The sequence below is a fragment of the Streptomyces naganishii JCM 4654 genome, from assembly GCF_014650575.1.
GTDB classification, from domain to species: domain Bacteria; phylum Actinomycetota; class Actinomycetes; order Streptomycetales; family Streptomycetaceae; genus Streptomyces; species Streptomyces naganishii.
In genome coordinates this window covers 26,173-47,396 of the sequence record NZ_BMVF01000010.1, presented here as the reverse complement: position 1 = coordinate 47,396, position 21,224 = coordinate 26,173, and the positions used below count along the sequence as shown (strand labels likewise).

The 21,224-nt window shown below is 73.6% G+C and carries 16 protein-coding genes and 1 tRNA gene; 5 read left to right on the top strand and 12 right to left on the bottom strand.

Going from position 1 to position 21,224, the window contains the following annotated elements; genetic code table 11:
- Positions 1–15 precede the first annotated feature (15 nt).
- Genes IE217_RS19475 through IE217_RS19465 form a run of 3 tightly spaced genes read right to left on the bottom strand, consistent with a single transcriptional unit; the run spans position 16 to position 2,890 of the window.
- Positions 16–1,269: a beta-ketoacyl-[acyl-carrier-protein] synthase family protein gene (locus tag IE217_RS19475; protein WP_190179175.1), complete on the bottom strand. Its 1,254-nt coding sequence runs from the start codon at positions 1,267–1,269 to the stop codon at positions 16–18.
- On the bottom strand, positions 1,266–1,712 hold the full coding sequence (locus tag IE217_RS19470) for a cupin domain-containing protein (protein WP_229865412.1): 447 nt from the start codon (positions 1,710–1,712) through the stop codon (positions 1,266–1,268). Before IE217_RS19470 ends, IE217_RS19475 begins: the two co-directional genes overlap by 4 nt.
- A gap of 44 nt (positions 1,713–1,756) precedes the next feature.
- Positions 1,757–2,890: a SchA/CurD-like domain-containing protein gene (locus IE217_RS19465; protein ID WP_190179174.1), complete on the bottom strand. Its 1,134-nt coding sequence runs from the start codon at positions 2,888–2,890 to the stop codon at positions 1,757–1,759.
- Between the two features lie 247 nt (positions 2,891–3,137).
- On the opposite strand from IE217_RS19465, the gene IE217_RS19460 reads away from it, so the two are divergent.
- Positions 3,138–4,799 (top strand): FAD-dependent oxidoreductase, encoded by a 1,662-nt coding sequence (locus IE217_RS19460; RefSeq protein ID WP_190179173.1) that lies wholly within the window; start codon positions 3,138–3,140, stop codon positions 4,797–4,799.
- 83 nt (positions 4,800–4,882) lie between these two features.
- Here the strand turns inward: IE217_RS19460 and IE217_RS19455 are convergent.
- A tRNA-Thr gene (locus IE217_RS19455) sits at positions 4,883–4,956 on the bottom strand.
- Between the two features lie 244 nt (positions 4,957–5,200).
- Here IE217_RS19455 and IE217_RS19450 point away from each other — a divergent pair.
- The 4 genes from IE217_RS19450 to IE217_RS19435 all read left to right on the top strand — a co-directional run bounded on the left by IE217_RS19450 (position 5,201) and on the right by IE217_RS19435 (position 8,868).
- Positions 5,201–6,337, top strand: coding sequence for an ABC transporter ATP-binding protein (locus IE217_RS19450; RefSeq protein ID WP_190179172.1), 1,137 nt, complete (start codon positions 5,201–5,203; stop codon positions 6,335–6,337).
- A 247-nt stretch (positions 6,338–6,584) separates the two neighbouring features.
- Complete coding sequence (locus tag IE217_RS19445; RefSeq protein WP_190179171.1) at positions 6,585–7,046, top strand: hypothetical protein; 462 nt, start codon at positions 6,585–6,587, stop codon at positions 7,044–7,046.
- A gap of 92 nt (positions 7,047–7,138) precedes the next feature.
- Entirely contained in the window at positions 7,139–7,873 is a 735-nt protein-coding gene (locus IE217_RS19440) for a nucleotidyltransferase family protein (RefSeq protein WP_190179170.1), read from the top strand.
- Positions 7,874–8,271: 398 nt separating this feature from the next.
- Positions 8,272–8,868 (top strand): response regulator transcription factor, encoded by a 597-nt coding sequence (locus IE217_RS19435; RefSeq protein WP_190179169.1) that lies wholly within the window; start codon positions 8,272–8,274, stop codon positions 8,866–8,868.
- A 5-nt stretch (positions 8,869–8,873) separates the two neighbouring features.
- Here IE217_RS19435 and IE217_RS19430 read toward each other — a convergent pair whose 3' ends face one another.
- The 8 genes from IE217_RS19430 to IE217_RS19395 form a co-directional block, all read right to left on the bottom strand.
- Positions 8,874–10,706, bottom strand: a complete 1,833-nt coding sequence (locus IE217_RS19430; protein ID WP_190179168.1) for an ATP-binding cassette domain-containing protein — start codon at positions 10,704–10,706, stop codon at positions 8,874–8,876.
- On the bottom strand, positions 10,703–13,114 hold the full coding sequence (locus IE217_RS19425) for an ABC transporter ATP-binding protein (protein ID WP_190179167.1): 2,412 nt from the start codon (positions 13,112–13,114) through the stop codon (positions 10,703–10,705). Before IE217_RS19425 ends, IE217_RS19430 begins: the two co-directional genes overlap by 4 nt.
- A 128-nt stretch (positions 13,115–13,242) precedes the next feature.
- Positions 13,243–13,371, bottom strand: a complete 129-nt coding sequence (gene ramS, locus IE217_RS19420) for a mycelium formation morphogenetic lantipeptide SapB (protein ID WP_190179166.1) — start codon at positions 13,369–13,371, stop codon at positions 13,243–13,245.
- A 32-nt stretch (positions 13,372–13,403) separates the two neighbouring features.
- Positions 13,404–16,031, bottom strand: coding sequence for a class III lanthionine synthetase LanKC (lanKC, locus tag IE217_RS19415; RefSeq protein ID WP_190179165.1), 2,628 nt, complete (start codon positions 16,029–16,031; stop codon positions 13,404–13,406).
- Between the two features lie 222 nt (positions 16,032–16,253).
- Positions 16,254–18,005, bottom strand: a complete 1,752-nt coding sequence (locus tag IE217_RS19410; protein ID WP_190179164.1) for a DoxX family protein — start codon at positions 18,003–18,005, stop codon at positions 16,254–16,256.
- 187 nt (positions 18,006–18,192) lie between these two features.
- Positions 18,193–19,134 carry a 23S rRNA (guanosine(2251)-2'-O)-methyltransferase RlmB gene (rlmB, locus tag IE217_RS19405; RefSeq protein ID WP_190179163.1) on the bottom strand — a complete coding sequence of 314 codons (942 nt, stop codon included), beginning with the start codon at positions 19,132–19,134 and terminating at the stop codon, positions 18,193–18,195.
- 129 nt (positions 19,135–19,263) lie between these two features.
- Positions 19,264–20,664 (bottom strand): cysteine--tRNA ligase, encoded by a 1,401-nt coding sequence (gene cysS / locus IE217_RS19400; protein ID WP_190179162.1) that lies wholly within the window; start codon positions 20,662–20,664, stop codon positions 19,264–19,266.
- Between the two features lie 100 nt (positions 20,665–20,764).
- Positions 20,765–21,169: a PPOX class F420-dependent oxidoreductase gene (locus IE217_RS19395; protein WP_190179161.1), complete on the bottom strand. Its 405-nt coding sequence runs from the start codon at positions 21,167–21,169 to the stop codon at positions 20,765–20,767.
- Positions 21,170–21,224: the final 55 nt, after the last annotated feature.

Genomic DNA, 21,224 nt, shown 5'->3' with positions numbered 1-21,224 from the left:
CCTCTCCCTCACTCCCTACGGCCGGGTCAGGATCACCGCGGACTGGAAGCCGCCGAACCCGCTGCCCACGGAGAGCACGGCGTCCAGCTTCCGCTCGCGGGCGGTGCGCGGGACGTAGTCCAGGTCGCACTCCGGGTCGGGGGTCTCGTAGTTCGCGGTCGGCGGGACCACCTGGTGGGCCAGGGCCAGCACGCAGGCCACCACCTCGATCGCCCCGATCGCCCCCAGCGAGTGGCCCACCATCGACTTGATGGAGCTCATGGGAGTGTCGTAGGCGTGCCGGCCCAGCGCCCGCTTCACCGCGGCCGTCTCGTGCCGGTCGTTCTGCCGGGTGCCCGAGCCGTGCGCGTTGACGTAGTCGATGGCGGAGCCGTCCAGCCGGGCGTGGTCGAGCGCGGTCTCGATGGCCCGTGCCATCTCCAGGCCCTCACTGGTCAGACCGGTCATGTGGTAGGCGTTGCCGAAGGTGGCGTAGCCGCTCAGCTCGCAGTACACGTGCGCGCCGCGCGCCCTGGCGTGCTCCAGCTCCTCCAGGACGAGCACCGCGCCGCCCTCGCCCATGACGAACCCGTCACGGTCGTTGTCGAAGGGGCGGGAGGCGTGGGCCGGGTCGTCGTTGTTCGGCGAGGTGGCCTTGATCGCGTCGAAGCACGCCATGGTGATCGGGGATATGGGCGAGTCCGACGCGCCCGCTATGCAGATGTCGGCCCGGCCCTCCTCCACGGTGTGCAGGGCGTACCCGACCGCGTCGAGCCCGGAGGTGCAGCCCGTGGAGACGGTCTGCACCGGCCCGCGCGCCCCGAACCGCTCGGCCACCGTCGAGGCCAGCGTGCTCGGCGTGAACGCCCGCTCCAGGTGCGGGCGGGCCCGCTCGTGGTCCACGTCCCAGCGCTCGCCGCCATGGCTGACCAGGACGTAGTCGTTCTCCAGGCGTGTGGTGCCGCCGACGGCGGTGCCCAGCGAGACCGCGACCCGCCAGGGGTTCTCCCCGGCGAGGTCGATGCCCGAGTCCCGTACGGCCTCCTCGCCCGCCACCAGCGCGAACTGTATGTAGCGGTCGCAGCGCGCCGCCTGCTCCTCGCCCAGCCCCGCGGCGACCGGGTCGAAGTCGCACTCCGCGGCGATCCGGGACCGCAGCCCCGCCGGGTCGAAGAACGTGATGCCGCGTGTCGCGGTACGCCCCGACACCAGCAGGTCCCAGAACGCCGGCGCGCCGATGCCGCCCGGCGCCACCACGCCTATGCCGGTGACCGCCACCCGCCTGGTCATGACCGCACCTCGGCGGGATCCGCGTCCTGCACCGCGCCGGCCGCCACCGGCACCGTCTCGGAGCCCTCGGTGTCCACGTGGCCGAGCTGCGGGCGCGGCGCGAGCGGACCGAGGTGGAAGACGATCCGCGCCTCCACGTTGCCCACGTTGCGGAAGCGGTGGCGCATGTAGGCGGGGATCATCAGGCCCTGCTCGGGCCGGAGCGCGTGCGGCTCGCCGTCCAGGTCGACCTCGAGGTCGCCGCAGACGACGTAGACGAACTCCTCGGAGTACGGGTGGTAGTGCTCGCCGATGCGGTCGCCGGGCTGCACGATGGCCACGCCCATGAAACCGCTGGTGGAACCGACCGTGGCCGGGGTGAGCATGGCGCGCAGATCGCCTCCGCGCCGGGTGTTGGGCTCGGTGTCGCTGAGGTCCACGATCCTGGGCCTGGGTTTGATCACGTCGTTCCTCCGGTGGGTGTGGTCGTCTCTTGGGGGCGGCGGCGTCAGGCGTCCGGGGCGGACCGGCGGTCGGTGACGAGGTCCATCCGGGCCAGGCCGAGGAGCCGGGTCAGGTCGCCGTCCTTCTTGGCGGCGTCCTCGTCCAGCAGCGTGGTCAGCTCCGCCACCTGCGCGGGGTCCGCGATGCCCAGCGCGGCGGCCGGGTCCGCGTCCAGCCCGCCGCGCACGTCGATGAGCCGTACGACCACGTCGTCCCGCTCGAAGACCGTGCTGACCAGCACCGGGCTGCGCGGGTCGTCGGCGGCCCGCTCGTCCTGCTGGGCCAGCAGCTCGGCCAGCTTCATGCCCATGCCCGGGCGGGCCGGGTAGTACAGGGCGTGCCGCTCGGCCCGCTCCGTGTCCTGACCGCCCGTCACGTGGTGCACCGCGGGCAGCGCCGCCCGGGTGAAGAACACCCGTACGGACTCCTGGTCGTCGAAGTCGCGGGCCTGCTCCAGATACGGGTTGATGGCCTCCTCCACCGCGCGGATCTCCGGCTGCCGGGCCACGTGCCGCAGCGCCGCCAGCAGGTCCCCGCGCACCTCGATGGCCCGCACCACCCGGTTGCCGTGCATGAACAGCGAGGTCCGGCACAGCCTGGTGGTGTCGTCCACCCGCGCCTCGGGCGACTTGTAGTTCGCCAGCAGCTCGGCGACCTTCTGCTCGCTGCCCGGCTTCACCGTGAAGGTCAGCGCGTGCCGGATCACACCGTCGCCGATCCGCGGCGAGGCCTGGAGCCGGCGCCCGGCCGAGGCCTTCTCCACGCCGGTCTCGCGCACGATGTGGAAGCGCAGCGAGCGGGTGTCGCGGATGCAGCTGTGCATCGGCTGCACCATCCGCACGTGCTCCTCGCTGTTCACCCAGGCGAGGAACGGCGGCGCGCTCTCCCACTCGCTGGTGATGAGCCACTGGGAGGGGTTCTCGATCGACTGGCACAGCTGGTCGCTGACGTGCCCGGGAACGGAGGCGACCTGCTTGCTCATCTCCTCGTACGCCTCCAGGAACTGCTGCTGGGCGCCGTCGTAGACGTCCACCAGCAGCACGACCCGGAGCCGGGAGCCGTCGAAGACGGACTGGGAGACACGTTTCGAGGCCTGCTGCTCGGTCGGGTCTGAAACACGCTCAGAAATCGCGGTCATCTGCGTACGTCTCCTTGACGGGACTTGCGGTTGGCACGGGACGGAAGGGGAGGGGACACGCCCGCCGCGGGTGACGCGACGTCACGTGATCTCGATCCTGTGCCGGTCCCAGGCGGTGCGCGACTCGTGTGCACCACGTGGGTGATCACACGGGTGATTGGCCCCGCGGACGCACGCGGACGGCCCGCGCGCAGGGCATGGAAACTCCGACGCGCCCTGACCCCGCACCCCGCTTTCGGAGGCATCGATGCGCCAAGAAGCCGACCACCGGGTCCCCGTCCTCATCGTCGGCGGCTCCCTGGTGGGCCTGTCCACCTCGCTGTTCCTCGGCCGCCTCGGCGTGCCGCACATGCTGGTCGAGCGGCACGCCGGCACCTCCTTCCACCCACGCGGACGCGGCAACAACGTGCGGACCATGGAGCTGTTCCGGGTGGCCGGCATCGAGCCCGGCATCAAGGCGGCGGCCTCGCTGCTCGCCGACAACCACGGCATCCTCCAGACGCCCACCCTGGTCGGCGACGCCGGCGAGTGGCTGTTCAAGCACATCGACCCGGGCGGGGGGCTGGCGAGGTTCAGCCCGACCGCCTGGTGCCTGTGCAGCCAGAACGACCTCGAGCCCGTCCTCGTGGAGGGCGCCCGCGCGCTCGGCGGCGACCTGCGCTACTCCCACGAGCTGGAGACCTTCGAGCAGGACGGCGACGGCGTCACGGCGGTCGTACGGGACCGCGCCACCGACGAGCGGTACACCGTCCGCGCCGACTACCTCGTCGCCGCCGACGGGCCGCGCAGCCCGGTGCGGGAGCGGCTCGGCATCGGCCGGAGCGGCCCCGGCGACCTGTTCGCCAACGTCAGCGTCACCTTCCGCTCCAAGCTCCTCGCCGACGTCGTGGGCGACCGTCGCTTCATCTGCTGCTACCTCACCCACCCGGACGCGGACGGCGCCCTGCTCCCGGTCGACAACAAGGAGCACTGGGTCTTCCACGCGCCCTGGCACCCCGAGCGCGGCGAGACCCTGGAGGAGTTCACCGAGGACCGCCTCCAGCGGCACATCCGCCGCGCCATCGGCGAGCCGGACCTCGACGTGGAGGTCACCGGCAAGGCGTCCTGGCGGGCCGCCGAACGCGTCGCCGACCGCTACTCCCGCGGCCGCGTCTTCCTCGCCGGCGACTCCGCCCACGAGATGTCGCCCACCGGCGCCTTCGGCTCCAACACCGGCATCCAGGACGCCCACAACCTCGCCTGGAAGCTCGCCGCCGTCCTCGGCGGCTGGGCCGGCCCCGGCCTCCTGGAGACCTACGACACCGAGCGCCGCCCGGTCGCCACCGCCACCAGCGCCCGCGCCTCGGCCCGCTCCGTCGAGCACAGCCACCCCGGCTTCGCGCCCGCGCCCGGCGTCGGCGGCGCCAAGCGCGGCGGCATCCTCAACGTCGTCCTCGGCTACCGCTACCCGCACGGCGCGGTCGTCGGCGCCGACCCCGACCAGGCGGTCGTCCCCGAGGGCATGCGCCTGACCGGCGAGCCGGGCAGCCGGGCCCCCCACCTGTGGCTGCGCCGCGACGGCGACCGCATCTCCACCCTCGACCTGTACGAGCGCTCCCTTGTCCTCCTCTCCGACGCCGGCTCCGGCGCGGGCTGGCACACGGCGGCCCGCAGGATCGCCGAGACGGAGGACCTCCCCCTGGTCCCGTACCGGATCGGCAAGGACCTCACCCAGGAACCGGGGCCCGCCCCGGCCGGCCCCGGCGGCGCGACCGACGCCCCCGACTGGGCCCGGGCCCACGGCACGACCGCCGACGGCGCGGTCCTCGTCCGCCCGGACGGCTTCGTGGCCTGGCGCGCCACCGGCGCCACCCCGGACCCGGAGGGCACCCTGCGCGAGGTCCTGGCCGCCCTCCTCCGGACGGCCTGACCACCCGGCCCGGAGGAGAACGCGAACGAACGGGAACGAACAAGGCCACCGGCACCCGAGGTGCCGGTGGCCTCACCACGCGGAGCCCCCTGTCGGATTCGAACCGACGACCTTCGCTTTACAAGAGCGGCGCTCTGACCAGCTGAGCTAAGGAGGCGTGCACGGCCCTGTGCGCTCGTGCCCGTGCAGTGTACCCGGGCCACCGCCGCCCACCTCGAAAATTTCCGCGAAGTTCACAGGGCCTCAAGTGCTGACAGACGAGGTGGACGCCAGGTAGCGTCCTGTGCCAGTTCACCCTTGTGGACTACACCACACCACAACGGAATCACCCGTAGTGGCAACCACCTTCCTACAACGGATCGTCCGGCACGTTCCTGCCGGTAGAAGGGGGCCCATTCGCCATGGCCACTGTCCAGTTCGACAAGGCGACCCGGATCTACCCGGGTTCCGACAAGCCCGCCGTCGACGCGCTCGACATCGACATCGAGGACGGCGAGTTCCTCGTCCTGGTCGGCCCGTCCGGCTGCGGCAAGTCCACCTCGCTGCGGATGCTCGCGGGGCTCGAGGACGTCAACTCCGGCGTCATCCGCATCGGTGACCGCGACGTCACCCATCTGCCGCCCAAGGACCGGGACATCGCCATGGTGTTCCAGAACTACGCGCTCTACCCGCACATGACGGTCGCCGACAACATGGGCTTCGCGCTCAAGATCGCCGGCGTCAACAAGGCGGAGATCCGGCAGAAGGTCGAGGAGGCCGCGAAGATCCTCGACCTGACCGAGTACCTGGACCGCAAGCCGAAGGCGCTCTCCGGCGGTCAGCGCCAGCGTGTCGCCATGGGCCGGGCCATCGTGCGCGAGCCGCAGGTCTTCCTCATGGACGAGCCGCTGTCCAACCTGGACGCCAAGCTCCGCGTGTCCACCCGTACGCAGATCGCCTCGCTGCAGCGCCGCCTCGGCATCACCACCGTCTACGTCACCCACGACCAGGTCGAGGCCATGACCATGGGCGACCGGGTGGCCGTGCTCAAGGACGGTCTGCTCCAGCAGGTCGACTCGCCGCGCAACATGTACGACAGGCCCGCCAACCTGTTCGTGGCCGGCTTCATCGGCTCCCCGGCGATGAACCTGGTCGAGGTGCCGATCACCGACGGCGGTGTGAAGTTCGGCAACAGCGTGGTGCCGGTCAACCGCGATGCGCTCAAGGCCGCCTCCGACAAGGGTGACCGCACGGTCACGGTCGGCGTCCGCCCCGAGCACTTCGACGTGGTGGAGCTGGGCGGCGGCGCCGCGGCCTCGCTGTCCAAGGACTCCGAGGAGGCCCCGGCCGGCCTCGCGGTCTCGGTGAACGTCGTGGAGGAGCTCGGCGCCGACGGCTACGTCTACGGCACCGCCGAGGTCGGCGGCGAGCCGAAGGACCTCGTGGTCCGCGTCAACGGCCGCCAGGTCCCGGAGAAGGGCTCCACGCTGCACGTCGTGCCGCGGCCGGGCGAGACCCACGTGTTCTCCACCTCGACCGGCGAGCGCCTCACGGACTGAGCCGGCCGAGCCCCGTACGGCTGAAACATCCGGAAAGAACCGGGTGTTTCACCCGGGTTGACGAAAAGGGCCCCGCGAACAGCGGCGGGGCCCTTTTCCGTGTCCTCCCGCTCCCGCGAAATACCCCGGCGCAGGGGACATTTCGAGCAGTGTGCGTCAACATGTCACCCGCCAAGGGCCCCGTCGGCATCCCCCGAAGTGGTGACTAAATGTCGCCAAATCATTACCGGGCGCTACCCTCACTCGCGTGAAGCACTCCACCACCCACATCACGCGACGCGGCCGGGGCCCCGCCCGCCGGATCGGCCGCTCCCTCGCCCTCGTCCTGCCCGTCGTCCTGGTGCTCTCCGGGACCCTCGCGGTCACCCGAGTCAACTGGTCGGGGAGCCCCTCGAACTCGGTGCTCACCGCGTCCGACGCGTCGGTGGCCGAGGTCGCCGTCCACGACCGCGCCCGCGCCCGCGCCCCGCAGGACGTACTGCGCGACCAGCTGCTGACCGAGCTGCAGGAGAAGAACCCCGGCGTCGCGCTGACCCACCTCCAGCAGGCGGTCAACGGCCGCCCCTCGCTGGCCGCGCACTGCGCGTCGATCGCCCGCACCCTGGGCCGCGCCGCCGTCCGCATCTACGGCCCCTCCCGCGCCCAGTCCTTCGCCCGCCCGGTCTGCGACACCTCCTTCGCCTCCGGGGTCCTCGCGGCGCACAGCTGACCGGGCCCGGGCCGCGTCGTGTGCGGCCGCGCGACACAGCGCGGCCGCACACGCGCGCGAGGCCGGGCGGGCGCGGGACGTACAGTTCCGTCATGACCCATCCGAACGCGGCGACCCGCCCCACCCAAGCCGTCGTCCTGGCCGGGGGCCAGGGATCCCGGCTGCGCCCCTACACGGACGACCGGCCCAAGCCGATGGTCGAGATCCCCGGCACGGGCATCCCGATCATCGGCCACCAGCTCGCCTGGCTCGCCGAGGAGGGCGTGACGGACGTCGTGGTGTCGTGCGGGCACCTCGCGGAGGTCCTGCAGACCTGGCTGAAGTCGTCGGACCTCCCCGTCAACGTCACCACCGCGGTGGAGACCGAGCCCCTCGGCCGCGGCGGCGGCCTGAAGTTCGCCGCCGCCCACCTCCCCCACCCGGACCGGCCCTGGTACGCCACCAACGGCGACATCTGGACGCGCTTCTCGCTGCGCGACATGGCCGACTTCCACACCGAGCGTGACGCGGTCGCCACTCTCGCGCTGGCCCGTCCGCGCATCCCGTGGGGCGCGGTGAAGACGGACGGCTTCGGTCACATCACAGACTTCATCGAGGCCCCGCCCTCCACCTTCGAGATCAACGCGGGCGTCTACGTCTTCTCCCCCGAGTTCGCCGGCCTGCTGCCCGAACGGGGCGACCACGAGCGCACCACCTTCCCCCACCTGGCGCGGGAGCGGCGCCTGGCGGGCTTCCCGATCCCGCAGGGCGCCTACTGGCGGGCCATCGACACCGCCAAGGACCTCACGGAGGCCGCCAAGGAACTGGCCTCCCTGCGCCGCGCGTAGCGGACGGCCCACCGCACGGGTAAGGCCCCGCACCACTCGGTGCGGGGCCTTTTTCAAGAGTGACCGCAGCGTTCGGGCCACATTCGCGCCGTGCGTTTTCGGCAACGGCTGTCTCGTTCTCTCCCCGCGGGCGGCCGGGAGTTCTCCCCGCCGACGTCCGCCGAGTCGTCCCCAGCGGCGGCCGGCCCGGTGGGCGCGGTCTGTCAAGGGCCGCCTTCCGGACATGTGCTGCTCCCTCCTCCGCTTGGGCACGCCCCTGAGAACGGCGTATTGATGTCGCTGAGCGGTGGGGCAATTGCCAGTTCTGCCTTTCTCGGTGGCGTCGGGGCAGTGGGTGGGGGGTGGGGACGAGCCCGGACGTCGTGGGACGACCGGGAGGCCGAGGGGGTTGGGCGCGCATGGTTCGTGTTCTCGTGGTGCACGACGCGGCACTGTTACGCACGGCACTGGTGCAACTGCTCAGATCCGCGGACGGGTTGGAGGTCTCCTCCGTGTCCTTTCGCGGTGGCGGCCCGGAGGACGGCGACCTGCCCCCGGACGTGTGTGTGGTGGACGGGGACTGCCTGCGCAGACCGGAGGACGTCGGTCGCGCGTGGTTCCGGGACCGCTGCGGGGGTCGTCTCGTCGTCCTCGGGACTTCGCAGCGGCCTGGAGTGCTGCGCAGGGCGTTCGACGCGGGAGCGCTGGGGTTCGTCGACAAGAACTCCCCCTCGCAGCAGTTGATCGCCGCCTGCCACACCGTCGCCAAGGGCGAGCGTTTCCTCGACGAGAGACTCACCGTGGCGCTGCTGGAAGCGTCACAGATGCCGCTGACCACGCGCGAGCTGAACGTGGTCTGCCTGGCGGCGCAGGGCGCCCCGATCGCGGAGATCGCCACCTGCCTGCACCTGTCCCGGGGCACCGTCCGCAACTACATGGCCAGCGCCATACGGAAGCTGGGGGCGCGCAACCGCGTGGACGCGATACGCATCGTGCAGAGCGCCGGCTGGACGTGACCGGGTCACTGTCCGGTTCCGCTCCAGTGCCCCACCAGGTCACGGTAGAGGGGCGAACGGGCGAGGAGGTCCCGGTGGGTGCCGCACACGGCACCGGTACCGTCCAGCAGCAGGATCCGGTCGGCCCGCATCGCGGACGACATGCGGTGCGCCACGACGACGAGTGCTCCCGGACGCCGTGCGAGCGCCTCCTCGGCCCGCGCCTCCGCCGCCGCGTCGAGATGGCAGGTCGCCTCGTCCAGGAGGAGCAGCCGGGCCGTCGACAGGTGTGCGCGTGCCAGCACCAGCAACTGCCGCTCGCCCTGCGAGAGGTCGCCGGGACGTACCGGCGCGTCGAGCCCGCCCAGGCGCTCGACGAGAGGGCCGGCCCCGAGTTCTCGTACGGCTTCCTCGATGTCGTCCGGCCGCGCGTCCGGCCGCAGGTAGCCGAGGTTGTCCCGGACCGTCCCGGTGAAGACGTACGCCTGCTGGGGCAGCAGGACGCGAAGGGGGGCGAGTTCGGCCGGGCTCCGGCCGGCGATCCTGACGCCGGCCACTTCGACCTCGCCGCTGCCGGGGGCGAGTGTCCCGGCGATGAGGCGGGTGAGGGTCGACTTGCCGATGCCGCTGGGACCGACGACGGCCAGGTGTTCGCCGTCCTCGACGCGGAGATCGAGCGCGTCGAGGACCGGCTCGGCCGCCGCCCCGTAGGCCACGGTCACCGCCCGCAGCTCCACCGCGGGGGCCGGGCACGGGTCGCGGGGGGCTTCGCGCGGCGGGCAGGCTGCCTGCCGCGGCAGGCCGGCACGGGCGTCGGCGGGCGGCGTCCGGGGCACGGCGGGGGTGGGGGACGAAGGCCGCGCCGGCGTGGTGAACCGGTCCAGGACCACGAGCAGCCGGGTTCCCGCGGCGCCGATCGCCGTCATGAGGGTGTGTAGCGCGGGCAGCAGCGCCTGGGCGAGGTAGGTGAACGCGCCCAGCAGGGCGCCGGTGGTCACTCCCCTTCCGCGCAGCCACGGCACGGCCACCACCAGGAGCAGCACCGGCAGTTGGCCGGCGACGCCGAGGGCCAGCGCCCGTACCGCGCTCCAGCGGGCGAGGGCCCGTGAGGCGGCGGCCGCTTCGGCGACGAGCCGCGCTCCGTCCCGTGCCGCTGCCGCCTCCGTCCCGCAGGCGGTGATGTCGCGCAGCGCCCGCCGGGTGCGCGCCGCGTGATCGCCCAGCGCCTCGTCGGCGGCGAGCGCCCGCCGTTGCGTGGCCGCCATGGGCCGCAGGGTGGCCAGGAACAGGGCGAGGCCCCCGACGAGGGGCGGCACGACGACGACGAGGAGGACCGGGTCCAGTGAGAACAGTCCCAGCAGGGCCCCGGCGGCGGTGAAGACGAACGAGCGCAGCGTGAGGACGATCCCGGCGAAGCTGTCCCGCACGGTCTCGGCCTGGTTCGTGAGCCGCGAGACCGCGGCGCGGTCCCCACCACCGGGGTGGGCCAGGGCACGGGCCATCGACTGGTCGGCCGTCCGCCGCACCAGCTGGTCGCGCAGCGGCTCCGTCAGCCCGGCCAGCTGGGCGAAGACGCCTCTGACCACCGGCGCTCCGAGCAGCACGGCGACGCCGGACACCGCGAGCCAGCCGAGTCCGGCGAGGGTGTCACCGGCGAGGAACCCCCGGTCGACGGCCTTGGCGACTCCGTAGCCGACGAGCAGGGTCTGCGCGGACTCCGCCACGGACCACGCCGCGAGCCGGGCGAGGACGTACTTGCGTGCGGCGAGGAAGCGGCGGGTGGGCGGCAGGAGCCGGACCAGCGTCCCGGGGCCGCGGGCGGGCGGGGCGGCGGAACGGCCGCCGTCGACGGCGGTCACGGCCGCACCTTCCCGCGGGCAGAAGGCATCCCGCCCCGCCGGAGCCCGTCACCGTCCCCGGTCCCGAGGGGCACGGTGCCGTGCCCGGTCCCGGGAGGTACGGTGCCGGCCTCCGATCCGAGGGCTACGGAGCCGTCCTCCGACCCGAGGGCTACGGTGCCGGCCTCCGACCCGAGGGCTACGGTGCCGTCCTCCGCCCCGGAGGCTACGGTGCCGTCCTCCGTCCCGAGGGCTACGGTGCCGTCCTCCGCCCCGGAGGCTGCGGTGCCGGCCTCCGCCCCGAGGGCTACGGTGCCGGCCTCCGACCCGAGGGCTACGGTGCCGTCCTCCGCCCCGGAGGCTACGGCGCCGGCCTCCGCCCCGAGGGCTACGGAGCCGGCCTCCGCCCCGGAGGCTACGGCGCCGGCCTCCGCCCCGAGGGCTACGGCGCCGTCCTCCGCCCCGGAGGCTACGGAGCCGTCCTCCGCCCCGAGGGCTACGGAGCCGTCCTCCGCCCCGGAGGCTACGGAGCCGTCCTCCGCCCCGAGGGCTACGGAGCCGGCCTCCGCCCCGAGGGCTACGGTGCCGGCCTCCGCCCCGAGGGCTACGGAGCCGGCCTCCGCCCCGGAGGCTACGGCGCCGTCCTCCGCCCCGAGGGCTACGGCGCCGTCCTCCGCCCCGGAGGCTACGGTGCCGTCCTCCGTCCCGAGGGCTACGGCGCCGTGCTCCCCGGTGGCGAACACCGCCCGGTAGGCGGCCTCCGTCCACAGGCGCCGATGGGAGCCCACCGCCCGTACCCGTCCGCCCTCGAGCCAGATCACGAGATCGGCCCGGGCCGCGACCGACGGGCGGTGCGCCACGACCAGCCGTGTGGCGGTCCCGAGGGAGCGGCGCAGTGCCTGGTCCACCGCGTGTTCCGTGACCGTGTCGAGGCTGGATGTCGCGTCGTCCATGACGAGCAGCCGGCCCGCGTGGGCGAAGGCGCGGGCCAGGCCGAGGCGCTGGTATTCGCCGCCGGACAAAGGGGCGTCGGCGAGGGGGGTGTCGTACCCGCCGGGCAGGCGGCGTACGAAGGTGTCGGCGCCCGCGACGCGCAGCGCCTGCCGGATCCGCCGCGGTGACACGGAGCGTGGTCCGGCCGCGACGGCTTCCGCCACGGTGCCCTCGGCCAGTACCGGCCGCGCGAAGGCGAAGCCGACCTCCGCGCGCAGGCACGGGCGGGTCAGCCGGTCAAGAGGTGTCCCGTCCAGCAGGACCTCCCCCTCGTCGGGGTCGATCAGCCGGCCGGCCACGGCGGCCAGGACGGATTTGCCGGCACCGGTGCGGCCCACGACCGCGGCGGTCAGGCCGCCCGGCACGACGACATGGTCCACCCGCAGGACCTCCGCCCCGTCCCGCCGGACCCGCACCCCGCGCAGTTCGAGGGCGCCGGGACCGTCCGGGGGAAGAGTCCGGGTTCCGCAGGGCAGGGCGGGAAGCTGTTCCAGCGCCGTGGTGCGTTCCCGCGCCGACCGCCCTCTGACGAGTGCGCCGAGCAGGGTGGCCGCGCTGCCGAATCCCGCGGTCAGCTGGGCGTACCGGACCACCGCCAGCAGTTCGCCGACGCTCAGGGCCCCCGCGCCGAGGCGGAGGCCGCCGACGGCCGTGGCGGCCAGGGTCAGCAGCGGGACCAGGACACCGCCGGTCGCCAGCGCTCTGCCGTGCAGCACCCACATGAGCCGGCCAAGCCCGGCCAGTTCGGCCAGCGGCGTCAGCACGCGCTCGCGTTCCCGGACGGCCGTCCCGGCGGCGGCGATGGTCTCCGCGCCGTCCGTCGTCTCCAGCAGGCGTGCCGCGATGTCCGACTGCACGCGCTGGTAGTCCCGCACCGACGCCCCCGTGTCACGGGCGAACGCCCGCAGCACCAGTACCAGGGCCGGCAGCCCGGCCAGGACGCAGGCGGCGACCCACACGTCGACGACGGCCAGCGCGACGAGCGCGCCGGCCGGGGTGATGAGCGAGGCCGCCAGCGCGGCCCGGGTCGCCGGAACGCCGCCGGCGTCGGAGGCGTTGAGGGTCAGCCGGGTCGCCACGTCCCCCGGCGAGTACCGGCCGGCCAGGTCCGGGACGGCGTGCAGCATTGCGCTGAGGGCGCGGGAGCGGACCGCGGCGGTCCAGTCGGCGGTGCACCGGCCGGTGACCAGCGCGGTCAGGCCGTCGAGCAGGATCTCACCGACGAGCAGTGCGGCGCTCGCCGCGAGCCAGACCCCGGCGGAGCCTTCGTGCAGCAGCAGGTCCAGGGTGCGGCCGAGGACGAGGGGCTGGGCGACGGCGACCGCCGCCGCCAGCACCGAGCACGCCAGGACCAGCAGTTCGGGCAGGCGGCCCGGACCGGTGTCGCGGGGGCCGGGCGCCGGACGCGTCCGCCGCCGGGCCGGAATGATCCCCACAGCTCTCCCTCCTCGTGGCCGTCGCCACCCGCGGCGGGGCCCGGAAACGCCGTGCACCGGCGCCCTGGACACGAGTCCGGGGCGCCGGTGCCGGGTCGGGCGGCCCGCACGGCGGGCCGCCCCCCGCGTCAGTGACAGGTCGTCACGCTGAGGCTGCTGTCGCCGCAGAGGAGCAGGCTGGCGCGGCTGCCGTTCTCGACGTCCCCCATGGCCTCTTCCTTCGGGGTCTCCATCGACTGCAGATCGAACAGGTTCATGTGCTCTTCCCTTCGTTCAGCAACGGTGTTGTTCACGGCCCCGGGTGGGACCGGCTCGTGGGCCGCGGCAGCCGCCGCGGCGAGGGGAGGAACGGCAGAGCGGCGGGGCGCTCACCGCGTACGGACGCGATGGCCAGCAGGCACCCGGCGGTTCCCGTGGAGAGGTCCATGGACAGGCGCATCATCTGTTCGCCGGGGAAGGCCAGCCGCCCGCGGTAGGACATGGCGTGCCAGGCCAGCGCGTCGGTCTGGCGCCGGACGGCCTCCGGACCCGTGCCCGCCCCGGTGACCGTCGTACGGCCGAGGTACAGCACCATCCCGGCCACGCCGCGGTAGAGCCCCGGCTGGGCGTAGAACATGGCCTGCGCGGCGCGCACGATCTCCGTCCGCGCCTGCTCGAACCGCTCGTCGGCGCGGTGCGCCAGGTAGTCGTCGAGCACCATGCCGATGCCCACGCTGCCGGCTCCCAGGTACGGCATCGTGCGCCAGCCCTCGTCCACCTGGAGCGCGCCGCTCGCGCCCCGGACGCAGGCCGACAGGTCCTGACGCAGCGCGGCCCCGGCGAGGTCGAGCAGGCCGGTGTCGCCGGTGCGTTCGTACAGGCGCAGGAACAGCAGCGCGCTGCCCGTCGCGCCGTGCAGCAGGCCCGCTCGGCGGCGAGGGCCGCCGGGCCGGCCCCCGGGTGCGCCGATGGCATCGATGCTCCGGGCGCTCAGCTCGGCGCACCTCACAGCCGCGGCGCGCAGGGCGGCGTCGCCGGTGGAGGCGGCCAGCGAGTCCAGCGCCAGGCCGACCCCGGCCGTGCCGCTGTGCAGGTCCGTGCCGAGATCCTCCAGCGGATGCTCCAGGAGCGTCCCGGTCAGCTCCAGCGCCCGGTCCCGGTGGCCCAGGTGGTCCAGGGTCCACGCGGTTCCCGCGACGCCGTCGTGGAAGCCCAGCGGCATGCCCGACGGCAGTTCCTTCGTCCGGTCGAGCAGCCACTGCTCCTCGTCCTCGTCGCGCTCGGCACCGCTCTCGGCGAGGGCGTACAGCACTCCGGCCGCTCCGTAGCCGAACGAGAGCCCGCCGCCCGCGGTGGCGAACTGGGCGATGTCGCCGGGGAAGAGGCGGTCGTCGCGCGAGGGGGTCGCCGACGCGTGGATGGCCGCCGTCATCGAGTCCCGGCTGCGGGGCCAGTCCCCCGGCTGGACCGGGACGAAGTGCTCCCCTCCGCGTCGCGCCGACGGCGGCCGGGCGGGCGTGGCGCCGGTGATCTCCTTCACCGCCGCGTCGAAGAAGGCACGCGGAACCGGGAACTGCCGCGACACGATGTCGGCGAGGTGCTCGGCCTTGCGCCGGTCGAGTGCGAGGAGGCTGGTCAGCGGCAGGAACAGGGCCAGCCGCAGGCAGGCCAGCGCGTACCGGTCCACGGCCGTGCCCTGCAGGCCGGGGGGCGCCACGAACCCGGGATGGGCGACCGTCTGCCGGCCGGGCTCGTCGACGTGATGGGCGGCTTCGAAGTCCAGCAGGGCCACCCGCCCGTCGTCGAGGACCATGATGTTGAACAGGTGCAGGTCGTTGAAGACGACACCGCGGGCGTGCACGTCCGCGACGGCCTGCTCCACCCGCGCGTGGATGTCGAGCGCCCACTCGGTGTACTCGGCCAGCCGCCGGTCGCCGGGGTCTGCCTCGATGAGCGGATGACGCCGGGCGAAGAAGGTGTTGAGCGGTTTGCCGTCGAGGTGCTCCAGGGCGAGGAAGTGGTGGTCCCCCACGGTGAAGCACCCCCGCACCTCGGGCGTGCAGGGCAGGCCCGACAGCCTTTCCAGCGCCCGGCGTTCGCGGTGCAGGCGGGCCACGGCGTCGGCGCCGTCGGCCGCCAGCCCGGCGTGCGGGCGGCCTTCCTTGAGGACCACGAGCTCGCCCGTGCGGACGTCACGCGCCCGGTAGACGCCACCGCCGTTGGAGAAGTGCAGCGCCGACTCGACGGTGTACGGGATGCCGGCCAGCGTCACCGTCGCCCGCGCGTCGATGTGGGGCCGCAGGAAGGCCGGCACGCTCACCCAGTCGGGCACCTGGAACACCGGGCCGCGGAGGTCGGGGACGAGTACGCCCTCGGGGTTCGCCACGGCGGGCCGCAGTTCGCCGTTGTCGTCGTAGCAGTTGCGGCGGGTGAAGCTGCCGTAGCGCACGTGCACCGGGCCGTCGCCCAGTCTGAGGTCGCTCAGGATCCGCGGTCCCGGTTCGCCGGCGAGCAGTGCGGCCAGCTCGCCGGCGAGGCGCTCGAACTGCTCCTCGTCCGACGGGTACACGGTGATGAACTTCCCGCTGCCCGCCCGGTCCGCGTACTTGGCGTTGCGCTGGTGCAGCAGATAGCGGCTCGGGACGAACTTGAACGCGACCCCGCGCTCGAGGCAGTAGTCCCGTACCCGCTCCAGGACCGACTCGGCGTTGTCCAGGCAGGCGGAGACGTGGATCTTCCAGCCCTGCGGCGGCAGTACCGCGTCCGACGGGCGAAGGGCGAGCCAGTCACCGATCTCTGCCCGCTGCCATCCGGCCGGCACCGGCAGCGAGGCCGCCGCGTACCGGGAGTCGGCGGCACGGGTGCCGGGGACGGCGCGGTGCGGAGCGTCGTAGAAGTCCGGATCCGCGTCGCAGTAGACGGCGTAGCCCTTGTTCACTCCTGCTCCCTCCGACCGGGTCGGTGCCAGGAGAGACGCTGTCACGCGCCGCCCGGCCGGGAACAGTCACCGCTGTCACCACTCCGACGTGCGGAACGCACAGGTAACTTGGCCGCGCGGAAGGCGTCGGGGCAGGAGGGCGCCGCGGCCGTCACCCCGCGTGGCGCGGCGCCGAGCGCTCATGACGACGCTGCTCGGCACCGGCCGAGGGGGTGGCGGTTTTCAGCCCAGCAGGCCTCCCACGAGCCCCGGCTGCCCCGAGGAGGAGCCGCCGCCGCTGGAGCCGCCGCCGCCGGTCGCGGTGCCGCCGGAGGTCGGTCCCGCGCTGGTGCTGGGCGCCTGGTGGCCCGGCGAGGACTGCCGCGGCCTGCTCCGCCCGGTGGTGCCCCGGGTCTGGCTGGGCGAGCCGGACGTCGCCGCGTCGCCGCCCCGGAGCGAGCCCGGGGTGGTCGCGGGGCCGCCGGACGGGCCCGCCGTGGCGCCGTGGTGGCGGGGCGAGGAGGAGGCGGACGGCGCCTTGTGGTGCCGCTGCTGCCCCGGCGTCCGCGGGAGCGGCGAGCCCGGCAGCTCGTTGCGCGGGGCCTCGCCGGGCCCGGGCACGACCACCCGGTCGGAGTCGCGCACCGCGCCGCCGAGCAGCGAGCCCACGAGCAGCGTCAGACCGGTGACGACGACCGTGAGCAGCGCGCCCCGGCGCAGCACGAAGCGCCGCAGCTCCCAGATGTCGGAGCGCGGCCCGAGCCGCCGCCACGCCGAGGCGGCGAGGCGGCCGTCGACCGAGTACACCGGGGCGCCCGCGATGATCAGCGGGGACCAGGCGGCGAGGTAGATGATGTCGGGCGCGTCGTAGACCGGGACGGTCTTCCAGCTGACGGTGACGATCAGCGCGGCCGACAGCAGCGCGCCGAACACCGCCGCGACCCGCTGCCAGCAGCCCAGCACCGTCAGCACGCCGACGATGACCTGGAGGAAGGCGATCACGAGGCCGGAGCCGACGGGGTGGTGCAGCGCGAACTGGCGCAGCGGCTCGGCGACGTCCCAGGGGTGCAGGGTGTCGAGCCACTTGACCATGGAGCCGCGCTTGCCGCCGTCGAAGTACAGCGGGTCGCACAGCTTGCCCATGCCGGCGTAGATGGAGATGAAGCCGAGGAAGACGCGCAGCGGGAGCAGGACCACGCCGAGGTTCATCCGGCGGCCCGGGTAGTACGCGTGCCGCGCCGGGTCGTCGGCGTGCCGCCTGCCGGGCCGGCGCCCGGCCGTCTCGGGGTCGTGGCCGTACTCGTCCTCGTCCTGGCCGTACTCGTCGTCCTGGCCGTACTCCGGCCCGTAACCGGGTCCTTGGTCGTAGTCGTCCACGAACTCGGTCGCGCCGTAAGGGGGCCGGCCGTAGGGAGCGTGGCCCGCACCGCCGTACGCGGCGGTCTCCTCGTAGGCGCTGCCCACGGTCCGCATGTGCGGCAGGAGCCGGGTGCCGGGCTCGCCGGTGCGCTGGGCCCCGACGACGGGGGTCTCGACGGTCCGGTCGAGGTCGTCGTAGCCGACGGCGCCGCCACGGTGGCCCGGGGCGGGGTCGACGCGCGGGATGACCTGGGTGGCCCCGGCGTCCGCGGACGGATCCTCGGCGTGCCGCACGCTGCCCCGGACGGCCTGGAGCAGCCGGTGGGCGCCGGTGTCGTCGGGCGCGGACCTGCCGCTCCAGACGACGGGGCGGCGGTGGGCGGCGGCCCCGGCGCGGCCCGCCGTACCCACGACGGGCCTGCGCGCGGGGGCGTCGGCGGCGCTCAAGTGCCGGGCGATCCGCGGTGACTGGGCCCGCCGCGAGGAGGCGCCCAACTGCACGCGGAAGCTCGCGTGATTGACGATGACCTGCGCCGGATCGCTCGGCACCTTCACCATGCTCAGCGCGGGAGCGTCGTCGATCGCCGACGAGCCCTCCCCCGTGGGAGTGCGGGGTGTTCTGGTGTCCACACTCATCTAACCGAGTGATGGGGAGTTAGGACACTGCCTTGACCCGCCGGATCTGTCCGGACCGCGTCAAGGTTGCGCTGATCGCCCGGATTTACCCGAGTGGGTGACCGGACGGACGCCCGTTCGGCCACCCACCGTGTGGGGCAAGGGAGTTCACGCCCCCTCGGTCACCCGCCCTGTGCGGCGGGGGAGTTCACGCCCGCCGACGGGCCGCCTCGTAGAGCACGACGCCCGCCGCCACACCGGCGTTGAGCGACTCCGCCCCGCCCGGCATCGGGATGCGCACCCTCAGGTCGCAGGTCTCGCCGACCAGCCGCGACAGGCCCTTGCCCTCGCTGCCGACCACGATCACGACCGGGCCCTCCAGCGCGTCCAGCTCGCCGAGCTCGACCTCGCCGTCCGCGGCCAGGCCGACCACCGTCATGCCCGCCTTCTGGTACGCCTCCAGGGCGCGCGTCAGATTGGTGGCGCGGGCCACCGGGGTACGGGCCGCGGTGCCGGCCGAGGTCTTCCAGGCGCCCGCGGTCATGCCGGCCGCGCGCCGCTCGGGCACGACCACGCCGTGCCCGCCGAAGGCGGAGACGGAGCGGACGACCGCGCCGAGGTTGCGCGGGTCGGTCACCCCGTCCAGGGCCACGATCAGCGGGTCCTCGCCCGCGTCGTACGCGGCGTCGGCGAGGTCCTCGGGGTGGGCGTACTCGTAGGGCGGGACCTGGAGGACCAGACCCTGGTGGTTGAGCCCGTTCGTCATCCGGTCGAGCTCGGGACGCGGGGCCTCCATGAGGTTGATCCCGCCCCGCTCGGCGGCGAGCTGGAGCGCCTCGCGCACCCGCTCGTCGTTGTCGATGAACTGCTGGACGTAGAGCGTGGAGGCGGGCACGCCCTCGCGCAGCGCCTCGACGACCGGGTTGCGGCCGACGACCAGCTCGGAGGCCGAGCGGCCCGATCCGCGGCGCTGCTGCGGCCGGCCCTGCGCGCGGCGGGTCTTCGCCTGGGCGGCACGCTGCTTGGCGTGTCCCTTGCGCATCTCGGCGGGGGGCGTGGGGCCCTTGCCCTCCAGGCCCCGGCGCCGCTTGCCGCCGCTGCCGACCTGCGCGCCCTTCTTGCCGGACATGCGGCGGTTGTTCGCGGCCATGACCTACCTGTCTGTCGAAATCGTCGTACGTACCTGTGACTCGCACGAGGGGTACGTACGTCTGTCACGTCTATGAAGTGTGCCGCCCGAGGGGCCGGGCGGCACAGTCGATCTTCGGTGCGCGGGGGCTCAGCGGGGGCCGAGGCTCCAGCGCGGGCCCTGCGGGCTGTCCTCGATCACCAGACCGGACTGGCCGAGCTGGTCGCGGATGGCGTCCGCGGTGGGCCAGTCCTTGCGGGCACGAGCGGCCTCGCGCTGGTCGAGCACCATGCGGACCAGGCTGTCCACCACGCCGTGCAGGTCCTCGCCGCGGTCGCCGCCCTCGCCGGCCCACTGCTCGTCGAGCGGGTCCAGACCGAGGACACCGAGCATGGCCCGCACCTCGGCGAGCCGGGCCACGGCGGCCTCCTTGTCGTCGGCGGCCAGCGCGCTGTTGCCCTGCCGGACGGTGGTGTGGACGACCGCGAGCGCCTGCGGGACGCCCAGGTCGTCGTCCATCGCCTCGGCGAAGGCGGGCGGCACCTGCTCGGCGGGCTCCACCGGGCCGGCCTTCTCCATCACGCGCTGGATGAAGCCCTCGATCCGCGCGAACGCGGACTCGGCCTCGCGCAGCGACTCCTCGCTGTACTCGATCATCGAGCGGTAGTGCGGGGTGCCCAGGTAGTAGCGCAGCACGATGGGGCGCCACTGCTTGACCATCTCCGACACCAGCACACTGTTGCCCAGCGACTTGGACATCTTGTCGCCGGCCATGGTCACCCAGGCGTTGTGCACCCAGTACCTGGCGAACTCGTCGCCGTAGGCCTTGGCCTGGGCGATCTCGTTCTCGTGGTGCGGGAAGATCAGGTCCAGGCCGCCGCCGTGGATGTCGAAGGCGCTGCCCAGGTACTTGTGCGCCATGGCGGAGCACTCCAGGTGCCAGCCCGGCCGGCCCTCGCCCCACGGGGTGGGCCAGGTCGGCTCGCCCGGCTTGGCCGCCTTCCACATGGCGAAGTCGCGGGGGTCGCGCTTGCCGGTCTCGCCCTCGCCGGACGGCTGGAGCAGGTTGTCCAGCTCCTGCCGGGACAGCTCCAGGTACTGCGGGAAGGAGCGCACGTCGAAGTAGACGTTGCCGTCGGCGGCGTAGGCGTGCCCGCGGTCGATGAGCGTGCGCATCATCTCGATCATCTCGGGCACGTGCCCGGTCGCGCGGGGCTCGTAGGTGGGCGGCAGGCAGCCGAGGGCGGTGTAGCCGTCGTTGAACGCGCGCTCGTTCTCGTAGCCGATGGACCACCAGGGGCGGTTCTGCTCGTGCGCCTTGGCGATGATCTTGTCGTCGATGTCGGTGACGTTGCGGATGAACGTCACCTCGTAGCCGCGGTGGGCGAACCAGCGGCGCATGATGTCGAAGTTCAGGCCCGACCGGATGTGCCCGATGTGCGGGGCGGCCTGCACGGTGGCACCGCACAGGTAGATCGAGACGCAGCCCGGCTTGAGCGGGATGAAGTCACGGATCTGCCGGGCGCTGGTGTCGTACAGGCGAATGGTCACCACTCCAGGGTAGTGGGCGGCGGGCAGTGCCTTGCGACCATCGCGGTGACAAGGCGCATTCGTGACCTCGCCGGCCGGGCCCGCCGGGCCGCGGCACGGCTCAGAGGCTGCCGACGATCTTCCGCGCCCTGATCCGTACGACGACCCGCTCCGCGTCCTGCCCCGAGGCGGGGTTGAACTCGGCGTACTTCTTGCCGGTGTACTTCAGGCTCAGCTCGTCGATGAGCTCCTGGCCGCCCTCGGTGGTCATCTCCACCGTGCCGCGGATCTCGGCGTACTCGTACGGGGACTCGGGGTCCTGGACGACGACGCCGACCCGCGGGTCGCGGTCGAGGTTCTGCTTCTTGCGCCGGTCGGCGGTGGTCGAGACGAGCAGGTCGTCGCCGTCCCGCTTCACCCACACCGGCGACATCTGCGGGCTGCCGTCGGGCTGAACGGTGCCGAGGACGACGAAGACGGGGCTGTCGAGCAGGCTCTTGAGGCGGTCGGACAGTACGGCGGACATGGGGGCACCCTCCGGTCCATCGGCTGATCGGGGCTTCGCGGGTACCCTCGCACGC